The sequence below is a fragment of the Symplocastrum torsivum genome, assembly GCF_059505465.1.
The window spans coordinates 50,955-69,799 of sequence record NZ_JCACKQ010000133.1 but is presented as its reverse complement, the minus strand read 5'-3'; the positions used below and the strand labels follow the sequence as shown (position 1 = coordinate 69,799).

Genomic DNA, 18,845 nt, shown 5'->3' with positions numbered 1-18,845 from the left:
GCAGTGTGGTTATGTTAGGCTGTTTCATCGCTTGCTGCTTGTGGCATGGCTTCAATTAACGCCCGAAGCACCTTGTTAACTGACTCCGATGTTGTAAAAAATTCAGCAACATCTTCATCCAAAACCACTACTGTCATCCTTCGTTTGAGACTTTGAGCAGCAAAACGGTTGGGCTTTGTCCTCTGGTAATCAAAGTGGTACTCAGGCAATAATTCATCCTCAGGGTTGAGAGATTCATCGAAAGGCGTTTTGTTCATAATCTTCACGTTCCCTTCGAGTGGCTATACGGGCACTAATGATACGAATGGCGTTGGGACGTTCAGTAAAGCTAACCAGCAGCAACCGATTCCTGCGAGAATGACCAATGATAATTTCCCGTTGCTCATCTAAGGAGTGTGCTTCGTCATCGAAGATAACAGCTAGCACATTGTCAAACACGGTCTTGGCTTCTTCAAAGCTTACACCATGCTTTTTCAAGTTGGCAGTTGCCTTCGACTCATCCCATTCAAACTCCATGCCCAAATCATAATCTGACTGCTCAAAAAATCGCACATATCACGCCGTGACCATTTCAGGTTTTGAATCGGGCAATGCTGGTTCAAAACGCAGCACCATAATTTGTCCTGGGCGTAAACCAACAGATTCGTAAGTCCGTCCGTTGCGATCGCTAAACTCAACCTCAAACGCAGCACCACCAGCCAATATTTCAACCACTGTACCGACTTGCCCACGCCACAGGTTGTATTCAGGAAGATCCACCGTCAGTGCCACTACATCAAGTAATTGGGCTGTATTTGCCGTCATCTCGTATCACCTCCAGATACTACAGAGGGTAACAGGTCGTTAATCTTGGGATATCAGAACCCTGTTCGATAATCCAACCACTCCGAATAGTCGCACTTTTATCTTGTCATTCGAGCAGGAAATCCAGGGTGTAGCGTTGTCCGAATTCATCTTGTCGCCCCAATCGCGCCTCATGAGTCTTGACAACTTCCAGAAGGATTCGGCGTAACTCCTCAGCATCCTCAGGAGTTATATCCAAGATCACACTTATCGATATCCTGTTTAACTGAGCAACTGCAATCCCTTATCTTTTAAGTTCTGCTCAATGTGCTGCATATCCTCAACCGTCTCTCCAGTCACAATCCCGTAAATATCGGTGTAAATTTTTCCGTATTTGAGCTTCTCTAGAGCCGACAGGATGATAAAGTCCTTGCGATCCAATTCCGGTTTCAGGGTTACTAAAATGGAGTCTAATGTTCCATCCATCCGGTAGTCGCTGGAATATGTCGCCACTTCTTTTCCTAGTCCCAATAAGGTATGGCGTTGTAAGCACATAGGCGTTGAGCCATTGACTCGAAAATTCGCATCGATCGCATAAAACTGTCCGTCTTTATCTTCCAAGACATCGAAGCCAATAAAGCCGAAATACCCAGAGGAGTGAGCATACTGACCTATGGCAGCAATCATCTCAAAAAATCTGCTCATGTCAGTTTCGCGGTAGTGAATCACTCCTCCTAAGTAGTTGCCCTCTGCGGTGACGAGTTGCCTCGTCGTACCGATGAGCGTAATCTCTCCCGCTTTGTTGACATAGAACTGCACGCAGTAGTTCTGCACAACATTCTTGACAAACTCCGAGACAATGATCGTATCAAGCAACTTAATATCAAGATATTTTCTCAGTTCTTCCAAGCAGTAGTTCAGTTCGCTAGTGCTTTTGATAATGTAAGTGCCTTCTCCTGAGATTCCGTGCGACGTTTTGATCAAGTAGGGGAATTGCTCTGGTAGCTGAATGTCTTCGAGACTAATGTCGTGCAGATTGTAGCTTGAGTATTTCGGACATTGCACCCCTAGGGAGGCTAGCGCCACTTTGCTGAGCAAGTGATAGTGGGTATCTGGATTAACAGCGTGTTTTTCAGGTTTGAGATTATCAAACGGAAATAGCGTGATGACGTTCTTAACGCGATCGCTTTGGCTAAGTTCATCCAGATAAGTTGAGCAATGTATCATCTCCTGATTGGTGTAGCTGAAGCCAAAATGCTCCCGCCAGTAGTCAATCAGCAATTTTTGTGGCTCAATAATGACAACTGCTGGAAGGGTGTCGCCTAACACAGCCAAATTTTTCCAAGGTTCCTTCTGGCAAATCTTGTCAAAGGAAGTTTTAGTCGCTTCACTACTGCCATCTTGAAGAAAGTATTTTTTCGTATTGGGGTAGGCAGCCCAACTGGCAGTTGCTGGATAATTTAGGATAAACGCATACTGTGTATCCGTAATATCTTGAGCAAACAGATCCGATAAAGAATTTCCCTGAAAGTATTGAAAGTCGTATGTTGAACTCATAGAAAACTGCCTGAGTAGAGCGAAAGTTAAAAAACCTACACCATGACGAATTAAAATTATCTCAAAAAGCAGATTTTCCTATCATCTTCCGGAGGTTACAGCGACTCTCAATTGAAGGATGCGATCGCTAAAACGTAACAGGCTGCGGAAGCTGTAGCAGACATCTATCTAGGCTACTTTTTAGAGCGATGTGTTTAGGATATCTCCTAGGTATGTTGGCTCTAACGAACTTTCTTTGACTGTCTCACCTACTTTTTCCAACCGATACGCTTTGGCATGAGGACGGGAACTAACGATTCTCTCCAATTGAGTACCCAAGAAATGGAGAGCAACCCCATCGTCAGCGGCATAGCCTTCACTAATTAGTCCTTCCGCTAAGAGTCGATGATAGGACGGTTTTCTTTCTGGTTCTCCGTCGTAATGAGGACAATTACTACCTTTGAGAAAGCCAAGACAACCTAATGCAGTCAGTTCCCCAGGAAAAGAATCTGTTACTCCCTCTTCAAACCAACAAATAGAGCCTGCACTCCAACCCGCAAGAATAACACCACGTTCCCAGGCTTCCTTGATGATGCTGTCAAGTCCCCAATCTTTCCAAAGAGCAAGGAGGTTTTTTGTATTTCCTCCTCCCACATAGATGATGTCTTGCTCAAGAACGAAAGACCTCAAATCCGCCGTTTGTCGTCTGAATAATAATAAATGAGATGGTGTACAGGGTAATTGTGAAAATGCCGTGTCAAATCGGTCGATATAGTTCTGCGAATCACCACTAGCGGTAGGAATAAAACAAATTTTTGGACTGTCCTTGTTTGCCAGTTTGAGGATGTATTGTTCCAATAGAAGGTTGTCAGGTTCTATGGATAACCCTGCACCTCCCATTGCCACAATTTGTCTAGTAGATAAATTTCCTGTCATTATGAAACCCAAATACCAATTTAGGCAACGATTTTTGCCAGAAATCTAATGCTTATTATTTAAGCTCCAACGGGACAGGGCGCTGCCTCCCTTCTACTTCAACACTCGGCCAGTTTGGATCGAACGTCAAATTTTCCAACTTGCCATCCTGGAGAATTACAAAAGTATCTTCAACCTTTGCCCCCACTAAACTTGGGTTCCAAGCAACAGGAATGCCTTCTACTAAAGTGTCAGTAGTAGTAGGATTTGCCACAATTTCTCGCGACAAATATCCCGTGGTTCCTCCCTGGTGATGTTGGAGGATTGCCTGATTGAATCCGTGCTTGTCATAAGCCTGAGCTAAGGCGTGATAAACTGCGTCCAGCGATGTGCCAGGTTTGCACAAATTCAGCGCTTCGGCTTCAATTTCCCGCACATGACGGTGCAATTCGGCGTGTTCATCCCCAAGCGAACCGAATGATACAAATCGGGTAAGGTTTGCATATAAACCATATTTCCTAGCGCAAAACACCAGCATCGCTTGCCGCCCGATCGCTTCTCCAGTTGCGGTAGCATGACGGTAAAGTGGCAAACGCCTCTCGCCAGCTACCAGAGTCAGCGCTGGATGTATACCTCTCACCCACAACGCCTCTGCACCCGCACCCGCAAGCTGATATTCTGTCCAAGTCGGCTTGGCGGCTGTTAGGACTTCTGTCATCGCTTCGCTTGCCTTACGCCCGACTTCACGATATCGCTCTAGCTCACTTGACATCATTACTCGTTTATGCTGTTGTAGAGACGCAGGTACTCGCTTCTCTACATGAGGGATGGGGCGATCGCTTAAAATCTTCCCCCCATTAGCAACATCTTGCACAAATGATTCACGCGCAGAAGAATCAGCCCAAGGGTTCACATTAACTTGGAAATTTGCTGGAAGTTCCTCATCTTTTAAACGCTGCGCTTCGATTTCATCCGTCAATATCCAAGCATCTTGAGCGGTTACCAACACTTCTGCCACTCCAGTTTCAGCCGTCAGCAACACAGTATTGGAAGCGCCAGCAGTTGCCCAAGCAAACCAGTCTGTTCCCTTAAGGCGGACACCCGTTGCCTCAGTTTCACTTAGGGCTTCCCGGATTAACTCCAGTTTGCGCGAGACTTCTTCGTTTAATTCCTTCATAACTCACCTCTTGCACCAACTGAGTTCTTGCACCATCCACGGGTTTGTTGCTCTCACCCACCCGGAGTTTAAACTCCGGGCTAATAGAGCAAGTCCACGCTTTGTGGACTGAAATCCTTATAGGAAAAGCCTTTAGTCCTCTTGAGAGGACTTGAGCTATTAGCCAGGGATTTGAATCCCTGGCGGATGAGTGGGTAAGTGGAAGATTTGAGATTGACCAACGCCTCTGCGTTTGGGGGAGAGACACCAGAGTTGTTCCCCCCTCAGTGCAAAGGAAGGGAGTTAGGGGGCTAGGTTTTTGATTCACACCCTCACTCCCGCTTCAAGAATTACCGATACCGCCTGTAAGTCCTTGGCTTTCTCTTCAGGGAGAGCGTCATTGGCAAACATTCCCGCTGCCAGTTCAGTTCCAGCTAGGTACTTAAGTCTCTCCTGGGTACGATAGGGGGGATAGAACTCGGCGTGCAGATGTGCTTCTGGATGAGGTTGCCCGTCAGTAGGTGCCTGGAACCAAGCCATTAAGTAAGGGAAGGGGCGTTTCCATAAGCCGTCGTACTTGAGGGTGACAGTCTTTAAGGCTTTGGCAAGTCCTCTCCGCTGCTCTGCTGTAAGGTCAATAAATGTCGCAACTGGCTCAATGGTTGCAATCCAAACTTCGTAAGGGTAGCGGGCACACACGGGGACAAATGCGATCGCCTCTTCATCCAGATAAATAATTCGCTGGTTGTCCTCAATTTCCTTTTGAATCAAATCTTGCAGCAAGCCCCGCTGATTTTCCTGGTAATATGCCTGCTGGCGTTCCTGCATCCGTGCGGGAACAGGAGGCACAAAAGGATAGGAGTAAATCTGACCATGGGGATGAAGCAACGTCACCCCCATCTCCACACCTCGATTCTCGAAGGGCAGCACGTACTGAATCTGCGAATTCCCTCCGAGTACACGAGTGCGATCGCCCCATACTTGCAACAGCAAATCTAGGTGAGAGATTTCCAGGGAACCGAGGGATGCTTCCGGGTCTTGGGTGAAAACCACGACCTCGCACGCCCCATTTGCAGGTAGAGTTTCAACAATGCTGCTAGGTGGCTCATGCGCCGCCAGCGCCATCGAAGGAAAGCGGTTGTCGAAAACCGCTATGTCATATTGTCCTTGGGGGAGTTCGGTAGGAAATTTAGGATCGATGGTGGGGGCCAGTGGGTTGTACTCCGGGGGCGGCATGAACGTCCGCCCCTGACGATGACTGGCGTAAGCAATCCACTCACCCCGCAGGGGATGCCAACGTAGGTGTGGATTTGCCTGAATCGGCTCATTACCGGGGCTGGGAGCCTGGATACCCTCCGCAATGGGGTACCGACTGTATAGAGTCAGCGGGCGTCCATCCGGCTTTAGCAGCTCCTGGGAATACATTTGCCTCTGGGGACCAACTAGCTTTAACTTCTGAGAGCATAACGTCCTCTTCTTCCTCTTCGCCCCTGCCTAGGGTTGCATATGCGATCGCTTCTAGCGGAAACTTTGGCGTGCGGTCTGCATACAACAGACCATTTGCTTCCTGGAAAGTATCCGTCAACTGCGTGTAACAAAATCCGCTGAACATTCCGACTTTGTTAACCACATCCAGTAGCGCCGTATACCGAATTTGCAACTCCGAGACATCCGAAGACCGCACGTATCCCCAGACTTTATCCGCATCAGGTTGTTCACGGTCAGCGTAAGCGATGCCGCCGAACTCAGTTAGCATGATCGGCTGTCCGTTATGGGGATGACCATCAAGGGTGAGAACACGCCCTCCTGGACGCTGGCGATCAAACAGGTCTGATAACTTGACCTCTGGTCCATAACGCTTTGCCAACCGAGTTGGCTTATTATCGTAGTCATGAATAGCCAGGATGTCAGTCGCTGCACTCTCCCATCCGTCATTGCCGACTACTGGACGAGTTGGGTCTAGAGTTTTGGTCAAGTGATAGAGTGCTTGGACGCAGTGCTGATGAGGTTCCGTCGCCGTCAAGTCAGGAACGCCCCAAGATTCATTAAAAGGCACCCAAACCACGATACAGGGGTGGCTAGCATCTCGGTTGATCACCTCAGTCCACTCTTTTGTCATGCGTTCTACCGCTTTGGGCGTGAAGCGATAGGCACTTGGCATCTCCTCCCAGACCATTAAACCCAGGACATCCGCCCAATACAAGAACCGAGGGTCTTCAATCTTTTGGTGCTTGCGGACGCCGTTGAAGCCCATCATCTTGACTAACTCGACATCGCGCCGCAACGCCTCATCTGAGGGGGCAGTCATCAGCGTGTCGGGCCAGTAGCCTTGGTCTAGAACTAGCCGTAGATAGTAAGGATGCCCATTGAGCATGAAGCGATCGCGCTGTATCGCCACAGTCCGCATCGCTGTATAGGACTTCACCTCATCGATCAGCTTGTCGTCTTGCCACAGTTGAACTTCCGCATCAATTAGAGTTGGCTTCTCCGGACTCCAGAGCAATTCGTTGCGGTAGTCGTCGATACCAGGGTCAGAGAGTGCAATGCGACGGTGAATTTCCCCGTTGATCACCTCGTAAGTATCGTTTACCAGCAGTTGGCAACCAACTGTTAGTTTCACCTTTATTTGCATACCATCGTATTGCTTACCCGCGACAAAGGCTTCAAAGCCAATCTCCCACCGCTCGAAGTGGGGTGTCCAGCGGATGCGCTCGATGTAAGTGCTAGGAACGACCTCAGCCCAGACTGTTTGCCAAATACCACTTGTGCGCGGATACCATAGACTGTGTGGCTCTAACTGCCAATCTTGCTTACCGCGTGGTTTAGCCAGATCGAAGGGGTCATCCTGTGCCCAAAGTGTTACCCGTTGTGGTCCGTTTTCATTCAAGACATGTGTGATGTCGATGCTGAATGGAGTATGTCCACCTTCATGGTCTGCCACGAATTGACCATTAACCCAAACACGGGCACGATAGTCTACAGCCCCGAAGTGGAGCAGCACCCGACCCTCTTGTTCGGGTAAGTCAAATTCCCGCTCATACCAGCAGTTTGGGTGAAAACCTGTGTCGCCGATGCCACTTTTTGTGCATTCTGGAGCAAAGGGAACTTGAATGGTATGAGTCCAATCAGAAATATCACCTGGTCGAACAAATTGCCCAGCGTCGTCAAACGTAAACTTCCACGAGCCGTTCAGACAAATCCAGCTAGCACGCCGCAACTGTGGACGTGGATATCCCATTTCGATCTGCGAAGAATTATCCTCGGTAGTAGCATCACAGGACAATTCATCACACTCTTTCAGCCGTTTCCCCAATGAATGCATAAAAACATCTACCCTAGGTTATATCTCTAGAGTACCCACAAGAATGGTTGTTTAGGTCTTGCACATCGTTGATTCACAATAAATTTAAAGTCTTGGCTGTTATTTAGTGTTTACACAAAGTTCCATCATAATTCCCTAAAATCTCAAACCAACCCCACCTTGCACAGAAAGAGCGGCTCCTCCTCCATTGCGATAGGCATCGAAAGCAATAATTGCATTGCCAAATAGAACAGTGTTGCTATTCGGGACAATGTAATCAATACCCGGTTGTAGGGCAAAGCTAGTTTTATCTCCTACTGGCGAAGGCGAAGTACCACTTGCAAAGGCAACGCCAGCGCCTAGATAGGCATCGGTTTGCCAATTGAGGGGAACGTCATAAGAAATTGTTGGCACAATCGCCGTGCCGGAGCCAATGAGAGCTTGGGCACGTAATGAGACAGGTATTTCCAACAGTTTGTAGCGCACCGCCAGCACTCCACCAATTTGCTGAGCCTCTCCTCGTGAATCTTCAAGAATACCTACCGTCGGACCCACTCCAACATAACTCCCGTAGGCAGCTTGAGCAGAAGCTGACTCCGTGGTGAAGGCAAGGGTTGCGGCAATAGCAAAGCCTCCTAAACCCATAGCACTCAGTCCGGACAACAAGCCCTTAAGACGAACCATTTCCTTACTCCTCCACACCTGTAAATCCGAATGCTTGATTTGAGCAGATTTTAGCTTAATTTATAGGAAAACCAAATTCTGCATAGGTGCTGATTTGTTTATATGCAGTCAGATAAAAATTATTAGTCTGTGTAGAAAGCGATCGCTTTCGTCTATGCCAAACGAATATCCTGTCAAAAAATTCCACTGCTTTATAATTTTTAAGCAAAAAATTTTAAAGATTAGAGAATAGTCAGCCTGGGGCGATCGCTTTCTTCGTGGGCTAGCTAAACTCTCCCTTCAAGCTTGAACTTAAAAAGCTTGAATCCACTCTTTCACCTCGTATTCAGTCCAAATCCCGTTTTGCCAATAGGGGTCAGCCTCGATGAGCTGGCGCACTGTGGCTTCGTCTTCAGCTTCATAGATGCCAAAAACTTTAGTGACATCTTTGGTAGGACCAATCGTAATTAAGACACCGCTCTCTTTTTGAGTAGCAAGACCATCAAGATGAGCTTGTCGGTAAGGCGCACGCTTTTCTAAAACATCCTCACAGTAGCTTCCCCACATCACATATTTAGGCATCGCTAGTTATTGGTTGTTGGTTGTTAGCTGTTAGTTGTTGGTTGTTGGTTGTTGGTTGTTAATTATTTTCTAATAACAGTTAACCAACAACCAATAACTATTTAACTTCTGAGACTGACACCGAATTTTTCAACTAGGGCTTCTCGGACTTTTTGATGCACTGGCTCAACTTCTTCATCCGTCAGAGTGCGATCGCTTGCCCGATAGATTAGCCTGAATGCCAAGCTTCGTTGTCCAGCAGGGACAGATTCGCCTTGATACTCATCAAATAACTCTACAGAGTGCAATAACGTCCCGCCTGCTTTTTGAGTAGCGCGTTCTATTTCTGCTACAGAGACTTTTACAGGTGCGAAGAAGGCGATATCCCGGTCAGTCGCTGGATAGGTCGAATATACCTGGAACCGTGGAGTCAGTTTTTCATCCTGATCTAAAGCATCCAATAATACATCCAAGTCCAGATCAAAAGCATAGACAGCATCGGGTAAGCCTCGTTCCTGACGTAGTTGAGGATGTAGCTGTCCAAAGTTGCCTAAGCGATCGCCTTGAAACCACAACGACGCTGTACGTCCTGGGTGAAAGCGCTCATCTTGTCGATTCGGCTGATACTCAACATTGAGATTCAAGCGCTGAAACACACTTTCTAGGACACCCTTTGCCTCATACCAAGTCATTGGTGAGGAACGTCCTCCCTTCACCCATCTGCCTTGAGTTGGATCACCCCCGATAATTCCAGCGATCGCATCGGCTTCTTCCAATCCTTCTTCTTCTTTCCAGAACAGCCGACCAATCTCAAAGCCATTGAGCGCCTCATTCCCTTGCTCTAGGTTGTACTGGAAGGCATCAATTAGCCCCGAAAGTAAATCGGTTCGTAAGGCGGAGTACTCTGTAAGCAGAGGATTAACCAGGTGAATTTGCGTCTCGTTCTCTGGCTTGACTAATGAGTAGTGAACTAATTCTGTCAGCCCTCCCGCACGAAACGCTTCTCGCAGTTGTCGTGTTAGTTGCTCTTCTATGGAAAGATACCCTGGTTCTGTCTTATCCGGTAAGTCATCACAGAATTTGTCGTAGCCGTAGAGGCGAGCGACTTCTTCGATTAAGTCAATTTCGCGCTCCAAGTCCCGATAGCGGTAGGGGGGAACGGTGACTATCCATTGGGTAGAAATGTTTGAATCACTACGCTTCAGTTGACACCCAAGGGCAGTGAGGATACGTTCGACATCTTCCGCGAGGATTTCGCCTGTGTCTTCTCCCAAATCTACGGGACCTAAAATCTGATTAATTCGGTCAAGACGTAGCTCAATTGAACGTGCCCACGTTGAGGGATCGGGGCGTGTATCGGCAATTTCTTGTGAGGTTGGTGTCCCAGAGGCTAACTGGGTCATTAATGCGATCGCACGTTTTGCCGCAATCCCCAATTCTGCTTGATTCACACCTCGCTCGTAGCGAGTAGACGCTTCTGTCCGTAAGCCTTGGGTACGGGCTGAGCGACGAATTGCCACCTGCTCAAATAACGCCGCTTCTAAGACTAGATTCTGCGTGTTCTCGTGGACTTCTGTTTCTTCGCCACCCATCACCCCAGCGAGAGCAACAGGTTTATCGTTAGCGGTAATTAATAGGGTTTGTTGTTGAAGGCTTCGGGTTTGACCATCCAGCGTCTTGAGAGATTCGCCACTTTGGGCGAAGCGCACTCCAACAGTTAAGGCATCTCCACCTGCAACTGCCTTAAGGCGATCGCGATCAAACGCATGAAGCGGTTGTCCCCACTCCAACAAAATGTAGTTTGTGACATCCACCACATTGTTAATCGGTCGCACTCCCGCTGCTTGCAAGCGCCGTTGCAACCAATCTGGGGAGGGAGCAATCTTCACTCCTTCAATCACCGTCCCAATGTATGCCGGACAAGCTTGTGGCTCAGAAACCTTGATCCTCAGATTTCCAGAACCCTGTGGAATCGTTGTTTCAGGAGCGTCTGGAAGCCTCAATGATGCCCCTGTAAGCGCCGCCACCTCTCTGGCGACCCCCACCATACTCAGGGCATCAGCACGGTTTGCTGTTGCTGTCAGGTCGAGAATGACATCTTCTAAGTCGAGGAGGGGACGAGCATCACTGCCCACCTGGAGATTCTCCTCTTCAAAAATGTGAATACCAGCCGACTGTTTTTCCAAACCCACTTCAGCTAGTGAGCAAAGCATTCCTTCTGAGCGAACCCCCCGCAGCTTTGAGGCGCGAATTTTCACATCAATTACGGGTAGGTAAGTGCCGACAGTGGCTACAGGAACATAAATCTCTGGTCGGACATTCGCCGCGCCACAGACAATATTAAGTACACCATCAGCCGCGCCAATATCCACTTGACAGACTCTGAGCTTATCCGCATTCGGATGGGGCTGTACATCCAGAACCTTCCCAACTACCACGCCATCGGCGAAGCTCCGACGATCTTCGATGTCTTCAACCTCAAATCCTGCCAGTGTTAGGGTTTCGGCTAACTCTTCTGGGGTCAACGTCACGTCCACCAGTTCTCGTAGCCAGTTTAGAGAGATACGCATTGAACTCTAAGTTTTACCTTCCGTAGTTCGATTATTTTACCGTCAGCATTGAGGGATTGGGCATTGAGTATTGGGCATTGGGAAGACTTTAATTGTGTTTAGCCACTTTCCTATTGCCGCTGTAGGTAACTCAATATTTTCTTTAGTTTGTCTGCTCAGCATGGACTTTTATTACTGCTTTATAGGAAGTTAAGCTAGCTTCATCAACTCTTTACATAAATTTTGGCTAACTTGACTCGATTTGGCTTCCTTCTTGACCAGGTAGACATGAAAAGTAGGATATCCTGGTCTTAAATCAGATCTCTATCTACAAGGCTTGCCAAACTAGGGTGCATTCGGCGGTGCGTTCCCAACAAGAGCCAGTATGTAAAGCCGGGTGCTTCAATATAAAGCTTCCGTCCCAGCACGGACGACGCCCCATCGGTGACGCTGAATGAGCTACTGCCTAAATCCTGCCTGTCCTCAGCCCAAAAATCCGATGCACGCCGATGTCTGTCAGGCGTGCGGCACAAAGCTATTGTTACGCGATCGCTATCGGGTACACAAAGCTTTGGGTCAAGGTGGATTTGGGGCAACATTTCTCGCTGAAGATAAATCTTTGCCCGGTGACCCCTGTTGTGTCATCAAGCAACTGCGTCCGGCATCCAATGTCTCTCATGTCATACCGATGGCACGGGAGCTATTTGAGAGAGAAGCCAGAACCCTCGGAAAAATTGGTAATCATCCCCAAGTCCCTCGGCTGCTGGATTATTTTGACGAAGAACAGCAGTTCTATTTGGTACAAGAGTACATTAGCGGCTCGACCCTCCAGCAGGAAATCAAGCGCTCTGGCCCACTATCGGAAGCCGGAGTCAAGCAATTCCTTAGTGAACTCCTGCCATTACTTCAGTACATCCACAGCCAGCAGGTCATTCATCGGGACATTAAGCCCGCGAACTTGATTCGTCGTGAACAAGACCGTAAGCTGGTTCTCATTGACTTTGGTGCTGTGAAAAACCAAGTCAACGCCCCTACAGCCAGTAACTCAGACCAAACAGCTTTAACAAATTTTGCGATCGGTACCCCAGGCTTTGCGCCACCTGAGCAGATGGCATTGCGACCTGTTTATGCCAGTGATATCTATGCTGTCGGGGTCACCTGTATTTATTTATTAACGGGTAAATCACCAAAAGACCTAGATTACAATCCCTCAACTGGGGAAATGGTCTGGCAGAAATACGTTCATGTCAGTGACCATTTTGCTGAAGTTTTGAAAAAAATGTTGGAGGCTTCGGTTCGTCATCGCTACCAGTCAGCAACAGATATCCTAAGAGCGCTTGACTTGGAGCCTTATCTTGACAGTCTAGAGCAGGGATTGGTTGCTAAGCCGAATCAGCCACACAACCCTCTAAACCCTCAACTCTTCTACTCTGGAGACTTAGGCTCACCGAGTTCGTCTTCATCCCCCTCCACGGCAACGACGAAGTTGGCAGATGCAATTCGAGCGCGACGCGCCCGTAAGGAACAAAGCGGTTCTCGAACGTTAGGCGGGCAACGTAATCAGGGTATTCCTGCTCAACGCGCTTCAACAACTTCCGTTCGTACTGAGAGCGTTACAACAGGAAAACCAAAACTTCCTGCTAAGTTAGATGCGAATGCGCTCTTGACAGCTTATATGAAAGGTCGGAGAGATTTTGCCGCTCAAGATTTGAGTGGGCTTGATCTTCATAAAACCGAGTTAGCTGGCGGAATTTTTCACCAAGCGAAGTTGGCTCGAACCAATTTACAGGGGGCAGATTTATCCAATGCTGATTTTGGACGGGCAAGTCTCAATCGGGCAAACCTACGGGATGCAAAATTAGGTCGAGCTTACTTAAGCTATGCCGATTTAGAAGGGGCTGACTTGCGCGGTGCAGATCTGAGCTTTGCGTATCTCAACAACGCGAGTTTAAAAGGGGCAAATCTCTGTGGGGCAAATCTCTCCAACGCCAAGATTACTGAGGAACAACTAGCTGTGGCAAAAACCAATTGGGCGACTGTGTTACCCAGTGGTAAGCGAGGTTTTTGGTAGCCAGTTCAGAACGAACAAGTGTTCACTCAGAGAGAGGTTTTGGGCTGTGGTTGGTTGATTATTATAAAACGTAAGGCAAACAAAATACCAAGTATGCGATCGCATCCAGTGGCAAGGTCATTTGGATGTGTCGCTAAGTGGGCATAAAGGTAAGACTGATGATTAAATCTTGGGTAGTTATCGCTACTGTGACTTTTGTCGTGGCGCTAGGCAGCTTCTTGATTAGACCCCGCCGTGACATAAAGTGGGCTAAACGTTTAGACCGACCGAACTGGCTATTCTTCGAGCCAGCTATCCCGTTCATCTGGACGATCATTTTTGCATGTGGCGCACTCTCAGCTATCCTCGTCTGGGAAAGTGACCCTGGAAGCCTTAATACATGGCTGTTTATGGGAGTTTACTTGCTAATAGAAGTTGTTACGGTTGCCTATATTCCTGTGACATTGAGAACGAAAAGCCTGACAGCTGGCACAATCTTAGGCGGCTTGGGTGCCATCTTAGGGATTTTGCTGACATTGGCTGTGTCCCCAATTTCCGGAACAGCCGCTCTATTGCTCCTCCCTTATGTGCTTTGGAGTCCAATTGGTACCTATACGACTAGAGAGATGATTGACCTAAATCCTGATGCTGCATAGTATTATCAGGCATCGTCGTTTTGCTTGAGTTGTTAAGCGTTGTGGACTGTGCCATCAGGTAGGATTACTCCAGACAAGTTAGCACCTGTTAGCTTAATCATAAGTCTGTCTTTGGTTCCAATCTTAGCTCCCCTTAAGTCAGCACCACTGAGGTCAGCACCACTGAAGTCTGCGCCAATTAAGTTAGTTTCTCGTAAGTTGGCATGACTTAGATTGGCTTGAAATAGATTGGCTCTAAAGAGATTCGCTCTCTCTAAATTTGCCCCAGTAAGATTTACCTTATGTAAAAAGGCATCGCTGAGGTTTGCGTTACTAAGATCGGCGTTAGTCAAGTTTCTGCCTGACAAATCCTTTTCTTTCAGGTCAGCATTCCGAAAATCAGCTCCACTTAAATCAGGATTTGGAGGTTTCGGTTGGGAGTAGGACTCAGAGGACGATTGCTTCTGCTGTCGGGGTGGTGTTTTGCGATCGCTTGCTTGAGAACGCTTGGCTGAAGGTTGCGATTTGGGCGTTTTCGTTCGTTGATGCTGTTGAAGCGATCGCAACTGATCACGCGCTTGGTTGATTTCCTTGAGTTTTTCTTGCGCCTTGTCTCGTAGTCTTTTGTTATCTTCAGGAACGCGATCAGGGTGCCAAATAAACGCCAAGTCCTTATATGCCTGGTTCACTTCAGCCAGTGATGCTCCAGGCTCTAACCCCAATACTCTGTAGCATTGATCTAAATCGTCCATCAACACTATCCTACCAATTCGTTGTGGTTTGAGGAGTGTTTTCGAGGCAAAGGCATACCTTTGCCTCGAATGGCTAGCAACATCTTAAATTATTCCGCCTCAAAAGCACCGATGTCACACGCGCCGCCCTGGGGTCTAGCAACACCTCGTTGATCAGTTGCAGGACAGGCGGCATTGTTCGCCGCATCAATCGCTGGACTACCTGGTAGTAGTGCCACCGTCTCAGTCGAACCTCCATTATTAGCGAGAGAAGCAAGAAGTGGGTCAGCGATGGGGATACCTGCACCGCATTCAGCGTCATTGGGATTGTTAGCAGCAAATTGCAGATTGTTGCCACCATTAGTTAAGGCATCCAAGCAATTATTTTTGATAATCGAGTTACCACCATTACTTGCCGTGTTGTTGGCAATGATCACATTGGTAATCGTGGTTGCTGTCCCTCCAAAAATTCCCCCACCTTCAAATCCCGCAGAATTATTTGCGATCGTGCTGTTGGTAATATTGATTGTGCCACCCGTTCGCATAATCCCGCCGCCTATTCCACTTCCATCAGCACTAATCGCTTGATTCCCAAAAATTGTGCTGTTGGTAATATTCACTGTTAGACCGTTACCACTCCAAAGACCACCCCCCTGACTACTCGCTGTATTTCCAGAAAGGGTGGTATTAACAAGACTAAGGGCAGTATTTGCGCCCCCACCAACGCTGAAAATTCCTCCACCGAATCCTTGATTACCCGTGCCAGTCACGCTATTACCAGACAATGTTGAATTTTCAATTGTGTTGGTATTGTTGTTATAGAGTTGACTAAAGATCGCACCTCCTTGAAGAACAGCCGTGTTATTGGTGAAGCTACTACTGCGGATAATAATTTTTCCGTTATCCCCCTTAGCCCCATCAATGAAAATTGCACCACCACCGCCCCCTGAGCCAGAACGAACGGATTGATTGCCTGTAAATGTACTGTTAACAACAGTTAAATCACTCAATAAGTTGTGAATGGCACCACCATTTCCAGCTTGATTTCCATCAAAGGAACTCCTCTCGATAATTGCCGTTCCCTCACTTTGAATATAAATTGCACCCCCACCATCGAATTCTCCCTGTTTCGTAGATATGTTATTGCTAAATGTGCAATCAACAACTCTTAGCTTTCCTTGAAACCCACTGGAAATACCGCCTCCCTGGTCAGTTGTAAAACCATTGGCAATCGTGAGGTTCTTAACAGTAAATTCGATGCCGTTTTGAGTGGAAAAAATTCGATTTCGTCCTCTACCACTCAGTGTGATTAAGCTTTGACCATTAGTCATACCATCGATTAAGGTATTATTCGCAACTACCTTTTCTCTAGTTACTGGAATTGTGTGAGGACTTGCACCGCAATTGAAATAAACATTGCCACCACCCGCTAAAGCTTTATTCAAAGCCGCTTCTGTACAGCTTGCAGGTGTTCCTGTGCCAACTATCCCAGCAGCAGAAGCAGGTTGAGCTGAAGTAATGGTTAATGTAAGACTCACGCCTAGGAGAGTGAGCATAGGAAGCCATGTTCTTGTGGTAAAACTAGACTTCCTTAAAGTTTTAGGATTGAATGTATGCACAGACTAATTTTTGAGTGTGAAGTTGATTGAAACTAGAAGCTTTAATAAGGATAGAACGCCAGACCTAACTTCAAGGATATATAGCAAGCCTTTTTGAATAAAAAGATTATGGTACTTTTGTACTAAATTCGTGCTGATCAGTGATGTCTATTGGGATGGAGCTAGTGTCACCACAAGTACGGGAGAGCCGGATTTCCTACTAATGAGGTAGGAACATTTCATCGTGATTTCATTTTTGGGTGGAAAACTGGCTAGTAAGTGCAGATGCGGTACTTCAAGAGTGAAACTTGTAAATGCTCTTTAGTGAGCCACCACCTCTGTGAAACATAAACACCTAGTGCAGTGTGGCGGAAATAACTACGCAGTTGAAAAAGCTTAAAAAGCTTACCTTACAAGTTTTCTTTCATAAAAGCCTTCGAGGAGGCGGGCGGTAAGTTGATGACGATTGTGAATGACAATCGTGTTTTTGCCACGGCGAATATCTATGAAAAAGATTTAGACAAAGTCAAGACGGGTCAACGGGTGAGCGTGAAGGTCAGTAGCTTGCCTAACCGTACCTTCAGTGGACGGATTGCAACCATCGCCTCGGTGGTAGAAGGGGAAACGCGGGTGGTGCCAGTAAAAGCCGAACTAGACAACCCTGGCGGAGTACTCAAACCAGGGATGTTTGCCGAACTAGAAGTCCTCATAGACCGGATGGCGACAGCTATTTTAGCCATTCCTACTTCAGCCGTGGTTGAGGCGAACGGCAAGAAACAAGTCTATCTCCAAAATGGCAATGCCTATCAGCCTGTTGAAGTCACGTTAGGTCAAACGTCCGGGGACATGGTTGAGGTAAAAACAGGTCTATTTGAGGGGGATTCGGTAGTTACCCAGCGTGCGCCTCAACTTTATGCTCAATCATTGCGGGGTGGTAGCACCACTAAGGCGAATGATTCACATGACGAGGCTCCTGCACGATCTCAGGCGACTGATTCTAACAAGAGTAGTTCTCAACTGCCTTGGTGGTTGGTCATTTCTGCTGGGGGAGGGGTTGCCGCGATCGCATCCGGTGCTTTCTGGTTAGGTCGCCACAGCAAACCTCAGCAGACATTAGCATCCAACGCACTTGTTTACAATACCAGCAACGATTCTACATCTCCCAACGGAAAAGCTGAGTTGCCAGAATCTGACAGGGTTGGTGAATTTTCTGTCCTTGCTCAAAGCGATCGCCATCAGTCTGAAAACAATCGTCATCACTAATCGCTTACTTCTTGCTGCTGCAACCAAGCCACTAAATCAGCTACTTCGGAAAAATCCAACAACGCTATTCCCAACGTTTCCAACGAAAGAGTGGATAACCTGCGAATGCGATCGCTCAGTGATGAGTCAACTTCACCTAGCCGTTGAGTGAGTTGGCGTAAAATCAAAGCTACCTCTACTTCCCGCCTCTCCTTTTGTGCAAACCAAGCCATTAAATCAGCCATGTTGGAAAAATCCAACAGCGCTACTCCCAATTCTTCCAATTGCTCGGTGGATAACCCCCGAATGCGCTCAATCAATAATGAGTTAATCTCACCCAGCCTGCGTGTTAGCTGGCGTGTAATCAGATCTACCTCTCCTTCCTGCTTTCCTTCCCTCCTGCCTTGTTGTAATCCTCGTTGCAAGATGTCTTGATAAATAACAGACTCGCGCATAATTTCCTCCCGAAAAAACTGGCGAATTAAATCTTTCTCAAACCGCAGTCCGGCTAGAATCTCAGCACAACCAGTAATATTTTGTCGCTGTCCCCTGTCAGGAATTGTAGCGGTTCGTTCAGCTACCTGCGCCAGCAATGCTTGAGGGGAGTCGGTTTGCGTCAAAGTCGCTAAGGGCAATAGTCCTGGGTTAGCGAGAAATGACGCAGAATCTTGCTCCCATAGGCGAATCACCCGGTATCGATGAGATGTAGTCCGGTCTTGATACTCTTCAGTAAAGACTATCTCATCGTTTGTGGCTTGCAAAAAAATTACCACCTGCTCGACATCACACCGATATTGTCGCTTCAATCTCACGGAATAATCGAGCATCCGGAAGGGAATTGGCGGATTAGATGCAGGTAGAGTTTGAAATTCTATGTGTAAGATTTGGTTAGCGGTTCGTAGGAAAGTAACTGCGTCAGCTCGAATCGGTTCTAGAGTCAGTTCTGTTTTAAGTACTTGAATGTTTTGCGACTGAACTGAAAGCAGCCAGTTAGCAAACTCGTCTGGATATTGCTCAGCTAAATATTTACAAGCGTTGTCGTAACTCAACCCTGATATTTCCTCTTACTCCTCCACAATCCGCACTTTACCTGATGAATCCTACCCATGCGCCAACTCATTGCGA

At 47.4% G+C, this 18,845-nt stretch carries 18 protein-coding genes and 1 pseudogene; 3 read left to right on the top strand and 16 right to left on the bottom strand.

What is annotated here, in order from left to right; all coding sequences use genetic code 11:
• Positions 1 to 14 precede the first annotated feature (14 nt).
• The 13 genes and pseudogenes from AC5JL3_RS34160 to pheT form a co-directional block, all read right to left on the bottom strand.
• Complete coding sequence (locus AC5JL3_RS34160; protein ID WP_496078695.1) at positions 15 to 257, bottom strand: hypothetical protein; 243 nt, start codon at positions 255 to 257, stop codon at positions 15 to 17.
• Entirely contained in the window at positions 235 to 552 is a 318-nt protein-coding gene (locus AC5JL3_RS34155) for a BrnT family toxin (RefSeq protein ID WP_496078694.1), read from the bottom strand. The genes AC5JL3_RS34160 and AC5JL3_RS34155 overlap by 23 nt, the downstream gene beginning before the upstream one ends.
• Positions 553 to 555: 3 nt before the next feature.
• Complete coding sequence (locus AC5JL3_RS34150) at positions 556 to 804, bottom strand: DUF4926 domain-containing protein (protein WP_496078693.1); 249 nt, start codon at positions 802 to 804, stop codon at positions 556 to 558.
• Positions 805 to 823: 19 nt separating this feature from the next.
• Positions 824 to 895 (bottom strand): annotated as a pseudogene (locus AC5JL3_RS34145) (DUF6883 domain-containing protein); the annotation flags it as partial.
• A 15-nt stretch (positions 896 to 910) separates the two neighbouring features.
• Positions 911 to 1,042, bottom strand: a complete 132-nt coding sequence (locus tag AC5JL3_RS34140) for a hypothetical protein (RefSeq protein ID WP_496078692.1) — start codon at positions 1,040 to 1,042, stop codon at positions 911 to 913.
• 23 nt (positions 1,043 to 1,065) lie between these two features.
• Positions 1,066 to 2,340 carry an ATP-grasp domain-containing protein gene (locus AC5JL3_RS34135; protein ID WP_496078691.1) on the bottom strand — a complete coding sequence of 425 codons (1,275 nt, stop codon included), beginning with the start codon at positions 2,338 to 2,340 and terminating at the stop codon, positions 1,066 to 1,068.
• 180 nt (positions 2,341 to 2,520) lie between these two features.
• The gene (locus AC5JL3_RS34130) at positions 2,521 to 3,255 is read right to left on the bottom strand and encodes a Type 1 glutamine amidotransferase-like domain-containing protein (protein WP_496078690.1); all 735 of its coding nucleotides are present in this window, start codon (positions 3,253 to 3,255) and stop codon (positions 2,521 to 2,523) included.
• A 55-nt stretch (positions 3,256 to 3,310) separates the two neighbouring features.
• Entirely contained in the window at positions 3,311 to 4,411 is a 1,101-nt protein-coding gene (locus tag AC5JL3_RS34125; protein ID WP_496078689.1) for a M24 family metallopeptidase, read from the bottom strand.
• Positions 4,412 to 4,714: 303 nt separating this feature from the next.
• Positions 4,715 to 5,815: a galactose-1-phosphate uridylyltransferase gene (gene galT / locus AC5JL3_RS34120; RefSeq protein WP_496078688.1), complete on the bottom strand. Its 1,101-nt coding sequence runs from the start codon at positions 5,813 to 5,815 to the stop codon at positions 4,715 to 4,717.
• Positions 5,718 to 7,712, bottom strand: coding sequence for a glycoside hydrolase family 2 protein (locus AC5JL3_RS34115; protein ID WP_496078687.1), 1,995 nt, complete (start codon positions 7,710 to 7,712; stop codon positions 5,718 to 5,720). Before AC5JL3_RS34115 ends, galT begins: the two co-directional genes overlap by 98 nt.
• 135 nt (positions 7,713 to 7,847) lie before the next feature.
• Positions 7,848 to 8,375: a hypothetical protein gene (locus AC5JL3_RS34110; RefSeq protein WP_496078686.1), complete on the bottom strand. Its 528-nt coding sequence runs from the start codon at positions 8,373 to 8,375 to the stop codon at positions 7,848 to 7,850.
• Positions 8,376 to 8,666: 291 nt separating this feature from the next.
• Positions 8,667 to 8,936, bottom strand: a complete 270-nt coding sequence (locus tag AC5JL3_RS34105) for a YciI family protein (RefSeq protein WP_496078685.1) — start codon at positions 8,934 to 8,936, stop codon at positions 8,667 to 8,669.
• Positions 8,937 to 9,037: 101 nt separating this feature from the next.
• A complete protein-coding gene (gene pheT, locus AC5JL3_RS34100) occupies positions 9,038 to 11,485 on the bottom strand; it encodes a phenylalanine--tRNA ligase subunit beta (RefSeq protein ID WP_496078684.1) in 2,448 nt (815 codons plus the stop codon).
• A gap of 433 nt (positions 11,486 to 11,918) precedes the next feature.
• Between pheT and AC5JL3_RS34095 the strand changes: the two genes are divergently transcribed.
• Positions 11,919 to 13,535: a serine/threonine-protein kinase gene (locus tag AC5JL3_RS34095; RefSeq protein ID WP_496078683.1), complete on the top strand. Its 1,617-nt coding sequence runs from the start codon at positions 11,919 to 11,921 to the stop codon at positions 13,533 to 13,535.
• Positions 13,536 to 13,693: 158 nt separating this feature from the next.
• The gene (locus AC5JL3_RS34090; protein WP_496078682.1) at positions 13,694 to 14,170 is read left to right on the top strand and encodes a TspO/MBR family protein; all 477 of its coding nucleotides are present in this window, start codon (positions 13,694 to 13,696) and stop codon (positions 14,168 to 14,170) included.
• Between the two features lie 32 nt (positions 14,171 to 14,202).
• On the opposite strand, the gene AC5JL3_RS34085 is transcribed toward AC5JL3_RS34090, so the two are convergent.
• Together AC5JL3_RS34085 and AC5JL3_RS34080 are read right to left on the bottom strand one after the other, a co-directional pair.
• Complete coding sequence (locus AC5JL3_RS34085) at positions 14,203 to 14,901, bottom strand: pentapeptide repeat-containing protein (RefSeq protein WP_496078681.1); 699 nt, start codon at positions 14,899 to 14,901, stop codon at positions 14,203 to 14,205.
• An 89-nt stretch (positions 14,902 to 14,990) separates the two neighbouring features.
• The gene (locus tag AC5JL3_RS34080; protein ID WP_496078680.1) at positions 14,991 to 16,436 is read right to left on the bottom strand and encodes a choice-of-anchor Q domain-containing protein; all 1,446 of its coding nucleotides are present in this window, start codon (positions 16,434 to 16,436) and stop codon (positions 14,991 to 14,993) included.
• Between the two features lie 501 nt (positions 16,437 to 16,937).
• Between AC5JL3_RS34080 and AC5JL3_RS34075 the strand changes: the two genes are divergently transcribed.
• Positions 16,938 to 17,741 carry an efflux RND transporter periplasmic adaptor subunit gene (locus tag AC5JL3_RS34075; protein WP_496078679.1) on the top strand — a complete coding sequence of 268 codons (804 nt, stop codon included), beginning with the start codon at positions 16,938 to 16,940 and terminating at the stop codon, positions 17,739 to 17,741.
• On the opposite strand, the gene AC5JL3_RS34070 is transcribed toward AC5JL3_RS34075, so the two are convergent.
• Positions 17,738 to 18,769 (bottom strand): DUF4351 domain-containing protein, encoded by a 1,032-nt coding sequence (locus tag AC5JL3_RS34070; protein ID WP_496078678.1) that lies wholly within the window; start codon positions 18,767 to 18,769, stop codon positions 17,738 to 17,740. The genes AC5JL3_RS34075 and AC5JL3_RS34070 overlap by 4 nt on opposite strands.
• Positions 18,770 to 18,845: the final 76 nt, after the last annotated feature.

Coding starts and splice junctions, on each gene's coding strand:
- AC5JL3_RS34160 (WP_496078695.1), bottom strand. CDS start 257: ATGAACAAAACGCCTTTCGATGAATCTCTCAACCCTGAGGATGAATTA.
- AC5JL3_RS34150 (WP_496078693.1), bottom strand. CDS start 804: ATGACGGCAAATACAGCCCAATTACTTGATGTAGTGGCACTGACGGTG.
- AC5JL3_RS34135 (WP_496078691.1), bottom strand. CDS start 2,340: ATGAGTTCAACATACGACTTTCAATACTTTCAGGGAAATTCTTTATCG.
- AC5JL3_RS34130 (WP_496078690.1), bottom strand. CDS start 3,255: ATGACAGGAAATTTATCTACTAGACAAATTGTGGCAATGGGAGGTGCA.
- AC5JL3_RS34125 (WP_496078689.1), bottom strand. CDS start 4,411: ATGAAGGAATTAAACGAAGAAGTCTCGCGCAAACTGGAGTTAATCCGG.
- galT (WP_496078688.1), bottom strand. CDS start 5,815: ATGTATTCCCAGGAGCTGCTAAAGCCGGATGGACGCCCGCTGACTCTA.
- AC5JL3_RS34115 (WP_496078687.1), bottom strand. CDS start 7,712: ATGCATTCATTGGGGAAACGGCTGAAAGAGTGTGATGAATTGTCCTGT.
- AC5JL3_RS34110 (WP_496078686.1), bottom strand. CDS start 8,375: ATGGTTCGTCTTAAGGGCTTGTTGTCCGGACTGAGTGCTATGGGTTTA.
- AC5JL3_RS34105 (WP_496078685.1), bottom strand. CDS start 8,936: ATGCCTAAATATGTGATGTGGGGAAGCTACTGTGAGGATGTTTTAGAA.
- pheT (WP_496078684.1), bottom strand. CDS start 11,485: ATGCGTATCTCTCTAAACTGGCTACGAGAACTGGTGGACGTGACGTTG.
- AC5JL3_RS34095 (WP_496078683.1), top strand. CDS start 11,919: ATGAGCTACTGCCTAAATCCTGCCTGTCCTCAGCCCAAAAATCCGATG.
- AC5JL3_RS34090 (WP_496078682.1), top strand. CDS start 13,694: ATGATTAAATCTTGGGTAGTTATCGCTACTGTGACTTTTGTCGTGGCG.
- AC5JL3_RS34085 (WP_496078681.1), bottom strand. CDS start 14,901: ATGGACGATTTAGATCAATGCTACAGAGTATTGGGGTTAGAGCCTGGA.
- AC5JL3_RS34080 (WP_496078680.1), bottom strand. CDS start 16,436: ATGCTCACTCTCCTAGGCGTGAGTCTTACATTAACCATTACTTCAGCT.
- AC5JL3_RS34075 (WP_496078679.1), top strand. CDS start 16,938: ATGACGATTGTGAATGACAATCGTGTTTTTGCCACGGCGAATATCTAT.